This window comes from Phascolarctobacterium faecium DSM 14760 (assembly GCF_003269275.1).
GTDB classification, from domain to species: Bacteria; Bacillota; Negativicutes; order Acidaminococcales; family Acidaminococcaceae; genus Phascolarctobacterium; species Phascolarctobacterium faecium.
Window position 1 is genome coordinate 103,224 of record NZ_QLTS01000008.1, and the last position, 7,374, is coordinate 110,597.

The window sequence follows — 7,374 nt, forward strand, 5'->3', positions numbered from 1 at the left end:
GGCTTTAATCGGTTATTATTTAAGCTTTTAATTCGATTTCCAGCAGGCAGTCGCCGCTTTCGATACGGTTACCTGCTGTTACGTGGATCTGGGCTACTATACCGCTGATTGGGGCGGCGATAGTTGTTTCCATTTTCATAGCTTCGGTAACTACAAGCGGGGTGCCTTTAGTTACTGCTTGTCCTTTTTCCACCAGTACTTTAACAACGGAACCTGATAAAGTAGCGCCGATCTCACCCTGATTGGCTTTATCAGCTTTTTTGCGGCTGATATTGGTAGCTTTGACATTTCTGTCTTTGATATCGATTTCCCTGGGCAGACCGTTGAATTCGAAGGATACTGTACGAATACCATCGGCATTGGCTTCGCCGATATGTACAAGCTTAATGACCAGCATCTTGCCTTGTTCGATTTCTACTTTGATTTCTTCGCCTATTTTCATGCCGAAGAAGAAGGTTGGTGTATCAAGTACAGAAACATCTCCGAAATCATGTACGCGTTTGACCCAGTCAGTAAAGACTTTTGGATAGAGACAGTAAGAGCTGACGGCTTCTTCTGTAATAGGTGCTTCCAGTTCTGCAAGTTTAGCTTTTATTTCCTCAAAATTAACAGGCGGCAAAGTATCGCCGGGACGGCCTTCTAAAGGTTTACGTCCTTTGAGAACTATTTGCTGCAGTTTTTGAGGGAAGCCTTGATAAGGAACGCCGATACGGCCTTCAAAAAATTCCACTACAGAAGCAGGGAAATCGAGTACGTCACCTTTAGCATAGATATCTTCTTCGCTGAGATCGTTTTGTACCATGAAGAGAGCCATATCACCGACTATTTTAGAAGAAGGAGTTACCTTGATTAAATCACCGAACATCATTGAGACGCGGTGATACATATCTTTGACTTCTTCCCAACGTTCGATAAGACCGAGAGCGGTTGCCTGCTGTTTAAGGTTGGTGTATTGGCCGCCCGGCATCTCGTGTACATATACTTCCGGGTTTGGAAACAGTTCGGTCTGGTCAGCGGCTTTATAATATGGACGTACGGTTTCCCAATAACGGGATAGTTCGTTCATAGCATCGACGTCTACACGCGGCTGGCGCGGATGACCGCTGAGCGCATAATAGAGGCTGCTGCCGCTGGGCTGAGAAGTGCCGCAACTCATAGCGGACATCGCTGTATCAACAATATCAACACCGGCATCGACGGCACGGGCGTAAGTGTAGATAGCATTGCCGCTGCCTTCATGTGTGTGCAGATGTATCGGCAGGTCAACAGCGTCTTTGAGAGCACTGACAAGGCGGTAAGACGCCTCAGGTTTTAACAGTCCAGCCATATCTTTGATTGCAATAATATTGGCACCGGCGGCTGCCAGCTCTTTAGCCATATCCACATAATATTTCAGATCATATTTATCCCGGCGGGGGTCCAGAATATCGCCGGTATAGCACAGTGCCGCTTCGGCAACTTTATTGCATTCTCGCACAGTATCTATGGAAAGACGCATATTATCAAGTCCGTTGAGGCTGTCAAAGATGCGGAAAACATCGACACCGTTTTTGGCGGCCAGATGAATAAATTCCTTGACGACATTATCAGGATAGCTGGTATAGCCAACTGCATTGGCTCCGCGCAGCAGCATTTGCAGTAAAATATTAGGTGCTTTTATACGGAATTGCTGCAGCCGATCCCAGGGACTTTCGTCGAGAAAACGGTAAGCAACGTCAAAGGTAGCGCCGCCCCAGCATTCGAATGAGAAAAGGTTTGGAAGTTTTCCTGCTGTAGCAGCTGCTACTTTCATCATATCGTTTGTACGCAGACGAGTCGCAAACAATGACTGATGTGCGTCGCGGAAAGTGGTATCAGTGATTAGTACTTCACTTTGGGCCTGTACCCATTTTGCCAATCCTGCAGGGCCATGGGTATCAAGAACCTGTTTGCTGCCATCAGGAATCTTACCGATAAAGGGCTTGGGCATATTCAGTGGGGCAAATTCCGGTTTTGGCTGTACACCTACGTTAGAATAGCCATTGATAGAGATATCGGCAATATAATTGAGCAGTTTGGTACCGCGGTCATGTGTTTTAGGGAAAATAAACAAGTCGGTATTATCATCAACAAATTTAGTGCTGTAGCTGCCGTCAGTGAATTGCGGATGCTGCAGTACATTTTCCAAAAAGAGAATATTGGTTTTAACGCCGCGTATACGGAACTCCTTCAGACAGCGCAGCATCTTACTGATAGCTATTTGATGTGTCAGTCCCCAGGTGGTTGCTTTAACGAGCAGAGAATCGTAGTACGGGGTGATGACGGAACCAGTAAACGCATTACCTCCGTCCAGGCGTACGCCAAAGCCGCCGCCGCTGCGATAAGCGATCAGTTTACCGGTATCTGGCATAAAATTGTTGGCCGGATCCTCCGTAGTGATACGGCATTGGATAGCATGGCCATGGGTAATGATGTCCTTTTGTTCGGGGATCGCTATTTCAGGGTCATGGATGGAATAGCCTTCAGCAATTTTAATTTGTGTTTGTACAATATCGATACCGGTGATTTCTTCGGTAACTGTATGTTCAACCTGAATTCTTGGATTAACTTCAATAAAGTAGAAATTATTGTCCGGTGTTGCTAAAAATTCAACTGTGCCAGCACTGATATAATCAACATTTTTCATCAATTTAACGGCTGCTTCGCAAATACGGCTGCGCAGCTGCTGAGGCAGAGAGAAAGCAGGAGCAACTTCGACCAGTTTTTGATGCCGGCGCTGTACGGAACAGTCACGTTCGTGCAGATGTACAATGTTACCGTGGGTATCGCCGATGATCTGTACTTCGATATGTTTAGGGTTTTGCAGATATTTTTCAAGGTAGATCTCGTCACTGCCGAAGGCTTTGAGTGCTTCTGATTTGGCAAGGCTGTAAGCCTGATCCAGCTCGTCCATTGAAGCTACCATACGCATGCCGCGTCCGCCACCGCCGTTAACAGCCTTGATAATGATCGGGAAACCGTGTTTCCCCGCAAAAGCACGTACTTCTTCTACGCTGCTGACTGTGCCGGTAGAACCGGGAATCATTGGAATACCAGCCAGTTCAGCCTGCGTGCGGGCATTGATCTTATCGCCGAACATTATCAGGTGTTCAAGACTCGGACCGATAAAGATGAATCCTTCTTCAGCGCAGCGTTTAGCCAGTTGGCTGTTTTCTGATAAAAAGCCATAGCCGGGATGAATGGCGTCGACATCGTGTTCTCGGGCAATACGCATGATGTCTTCAATATCAAGATAAGCGTCTATGGGGCCTTTGCCTTCACCGACCAGATAAGCCTCATCGGCTCGGTTACGATGCAGAGATAAAGTGTCTTCCTTAGAGTATATTGCTACAGTACGGATGCCTAATTCATTACAAGCACGAAAAACGCGGATCGCGATCTCGCCGCGGTTAGCAACTAGAACTGTTTTAATTTTTTTCATGGTAAACCCTCCTTTGGTTGAGACCGTATCCATTGTATAAGAAAAAAGTACTTCTGGCAACATCAAAAGTTCATGTATACATAATTCTTGCACTGCACTTTGTATACATTTTTTGAAACACCGGCTAAGTTGTGGTTTTTTAGTGTAAAATTTTTCGGTATATACATAAAATTTGCAGGACTGTTTCCTGACAGGAAAATCAGGGCAGAACAGTGGTTAGGATTTTTAGAAATTATTTCGATACTTTATTTAATGAAAAAGAAAGTATTATTGCCGACTTTCACAGATTTTTTGCTTGTTTAATTATCGAAGAACGGTTATCATTTAATATAGAATAATAATGTAAGTACAATATATGTACATATTTGGAGGTTCGGATATGCCAGAGAAAAAAGCTCCCCCTAAAAAGCCGCTTTATTACTATTATATTTTGGCTTTGGCAATAATTTTACTGATCAATACGGTTATCGTACCAACGTTTTTCAGCCCGCAGGTCAAAGAGATTTCCTATGGTAACTTTTTACAGATGGTAGACGATGGTAAGGTTGCAAAAGTAGAGATCACTAATAATAAGATAGCTGTTCTTGCGAAAGACAGTGATAACAAAGTAATTTATGTAACAGGCAGGGTAGAAGACCCTGATTTGGTTAACCGCTTAATGAAGAGCAAAGTAGAATTTTCGCAGGTTATTCCAAAGGAAAATTCACCGCTTGTTAATTTCTTTATGAACTGGGTCTTACCGATCATGATATTCTTCGCATTGGGCCAGCTTTTTATGCGTTATATGGGCAGCAAACTGGGTGGTGGCAATGCCATGAGTTTTGGCAAGAGTAATGCCAAGGTGTATGTAGAAGCACAGACTGGTAAAAGTTTTGCCGATGTAGCCGGGCAGGATGAGGCTAAAGAAGCATTGATGGAATTAGTGGATTTTTTACATAATCCTGCGAAATATCAGGCTATCGGAGCCAATATGCCAAAAGGTGCCTTGCTGGTTGGTCCTCCTGGTACAGGTAAAACTCTGCTGGCTAAAGCTGTAGCAGGTGAGGCGAAAGTGCCGTTTTTCAGTATTTCCGGCAGTGAATTTATTGAGATGTTTGTTGGTATGGGTGCGGCGCGTGTCCGTGATCTGTTCAAGCAGGCTCAGGAAAAAGCTCCTTGTATCGTATTTATTGATGAGATAGATGCTATTGGCAAGCGTCGTGACAGCGGACAATTTGGCGGCAATGATGAACGTGAGCAGACTTTGAATCAGCTGCTTTCAGAGATGGATGGCTTTGATGGCAGTAAAGGTGTTGTGATCCTAGCTGCAACTAACCGTCCGGAATCATTGGATAAAGCGCTTTTGCGTCCAGGTCGTTTTGACCGCCGTATACCTGTTGAGCTGCCTGATTTACAGGGACGTGAAGCAATTCTGAAAGTGCATGCGAAGGCAATTAAAACCTGCGATGATATTGATTATTTGACGGTAGCAAGAGCTACTGCGGGTGCTTCTGGTGCTGAATTAGCGAATATTGTCAATGAGGCTGCCCTGCGTGCTGTCAAAATGAACCGTACCTGTGTAAGCCAAAGCGATCTAGAGGAATCTGTTGAAGTAGTTATTGCTGGTTATCAGCGTAAAGGCGCTGTAATTCCGCCGGAAGAAAAGAAAATAGTTGCTTATCACGAAATTGGACATGCACTGGTAGCTGCTTTGCAGAAAAAATCAGCTCCTGTCCATAAAATTACGATTATCCCTCGTACATCTGGAGCCCTGGGTTATACTATGCAGGTTTCTGAAACTGATAATGTATTGATGAGTAAAGAAGAACTTTTCAATAAGATCGTTACTATTACTGGTGGACGTTCTGCAGAAGAAGTTATTTTCAGTTCTATTACGTCCGGTGCTTCCAATGATATTGAGCAGGCTACCAAGCTGGCGCGTGCGATGGTTACCCGCCTGGGTATGACGGAAGAATTCGATATGATGGCTACCGAAACAATGACTAATATTTATCTTGGCGGAGATCCTTCGTTGAACTGTTCTGACGAAACAGCCAGTAAAATTGATGCCAAAGTTTTGGAAATTATCAAAGAAGCTCATCAGAAAGCGCGTGAGATTCTGGAAGAAAATAAAGAAAAATTACACGAGCTGGCAGCCTTTCTGCTGGAACGTGAAACGATTACCGGCGAGGAGTTTATGCGTTTGCTGAATAGTGAAGCTGATGTTATTGAAACTTCTGCGACGGTTGTAAAAGAAGGTGAAGCTGATGCTGAGGAAGCAAGCAGTATTTGACAGAGAGACTTTTTTGACACTGCCAGATTTACCGCCTCGTTTAAAGCTATGGGGTGAAGATAGAGAGCTTGAAGATTTTCTTGTAAAGAAAGCGTTTATGATTAATCCTATTCCCAGTTCTGTGGCGCGTGCAGATGGCGAGGTGAAAATTGCCGTCGTTGGTTCAGGTCCTGCTGGTTTAGGCAGTGCTGACGAATTGACTCGGTTAGGTTTTAAAGTGACGGTTTTTGAGCGTGACGATCGTCCGGGTGGGCTTTTGATGTATGGCGTACCTAATATTAAGCTTCCTAAAAATATCGTCATGCAGAAAATAGAAGCGCTGCAGGATGCAGGAGTGGAATTTCGTCTGCAGACAGAAATAGGCAAGCAGGTAACTTTTGCCGATCTGCAAAAGGAATTTGCTGCGATTATTGTTTGTGTTGGCAGTACTTCACCGCGACGTTTGAAAATGATCCGCGATGATGCTAAAGGTGTTTACTATGCTAAAGATTTTCTGACTTATGTAACGAAGGAAATGTTGGAGCAAAACACATCTGTTCCCGCTGATACGGCAGGTAAGGATGTAGTGATTATAGGCGGAGGAGATACTGGTATCGACTGCGCTGCAGTGGCTTTTGCCCAAGGGGCCCGTAGTATCCTTCAGCTGGAGCTGAGGGAATGTGAGATGACCGGAAAAACGCAGGACGGTTTCTGTGAGTTGGTCAGCAGTGATCCTACATTATCATACGGCACTATGCTTCAGGATGTTTTATATGATGATAATGGCTTTGTAAAAGGGGTTCGCATCGCTAAGGTAGAATGGATAAGCTCCGCTTCGGGCAGCTTGCCTAAACCACAGTTGATCGAAGGCTCGGAGTCAGAAATCCCGGCGCAGCTTTTGCTGCTTGCTACTGGTTTTACAGGACCGGAGCCTGCTGTGTTCAGTACTTTTGCTTTTAATAAAACTCCTGTTGGCACGATCGCTAAAGGAAGCGGCTATTTTGATACTTCACGTGCCGGTGTATTTGCAGCAGGCGATGCTCGGCGTGGGCAAGGTGTTGTGGAATGGGCTTTTGCAGAAGGTCGTAATGCGGCTGTTGAATGTGCTGAATATTTGCATGCTTTAAAAAAATAATTATAAAAAAACGCCAATATCCTTTTACGGATATTGGCGTTTTTATTTTATTAATAAATGCAAGCGAATTTTTAAATAAAAATAGCAGGGTGATTAAAATACAACGTAAAAATGTTTTTATATACTTTAAAATAAAGTGGAATATATGAGGCTGGAGAATGGCTTCAGTAGCTAATCTACGAACATATGTTGCCTCAGCAACAAAAAAGTTGAACATTTGTTTAATTTAATTCAAATATTATCAGCAATATTGTAACAGATTTGTTAACAATTAACTTCGGCATAAGTTGAAAAAAATCTTTACAATAAAGGTTAAGAAAGCAATAGCTTTCAAAAGCGAAGGAGAAATTTTATGTAGTCTATTTTGAGAATTGAGGTGAGTCTTATGACACCGGCAGTAAAATGTCTAATCGTTCTGGCAATAGTGGCTTTATTATTTATTACTGAACTTATTCCTTTGGCCATCACTGCTATGAGTGGCGCTATCGCCTGCGGCCTTTTGGGTTTTATCCCGGCCAAACAGGTTTT

Annotated in this window: 3 protein-coding genes and 1 pseudogene; 3 read left to right on the forward strand and 1 reads right to left on the reverse strand. The window is 43.8% G+C overall.

The window, feature by feature from the left end; all coding sequences use genetic code 11:
* Positions 1-19: 19 nt before the first annotated feature.
* Entirely contained in the window at positions 20-3,460 is a 3,441-nt protein-coding gene (locus C8D73_RS08995) for a pyruvate carboxylase (protein ID WP_113077978.1), read from the reverse strand.
* A 379-nt stretch (positions 3,461-3,839) separates the two neighbouring features.
* On the opposite strand from C8D73_RS08995, the gene ftsH reads away from it, so the two are divergent.
* The 3 genes and pseudogenes from ftsH to C8D73_RS11495 form a co-directional block, all read left to right on the forward strand.
* Complete coding sequence (gene ftsH / locus C8D73_RS09005) at positions 3,840-5,732, forward strand: ATP-dependent zinc metalloprotease FtsH (protein ID WP_021717544.1); 1,893 nt, start codon at positions 3,840-3,842, stop codon at positions 5,730-5,732.
* Positions 5,707-6,846, forward strand: coding sequence for an FAD-dependent oxidoreductase (locus C8D73_RS09010; protein ID WP_113077980.1), 1,140 nt, complete (start codon positions 5,707-5,709; stop codon positions 6,844-6,846). Before ftsH ends, C8D73_RS09010 begins: the two co-directional genes overlap by 26 nt.
* 385 nt (positions 6,847-7,231) lie before the next feature.
* Positions 7,232-7,374, forward strand: a pseudogene (locus C8D73_RS11495) (SLC13 family permease); the annotation flags it as partial.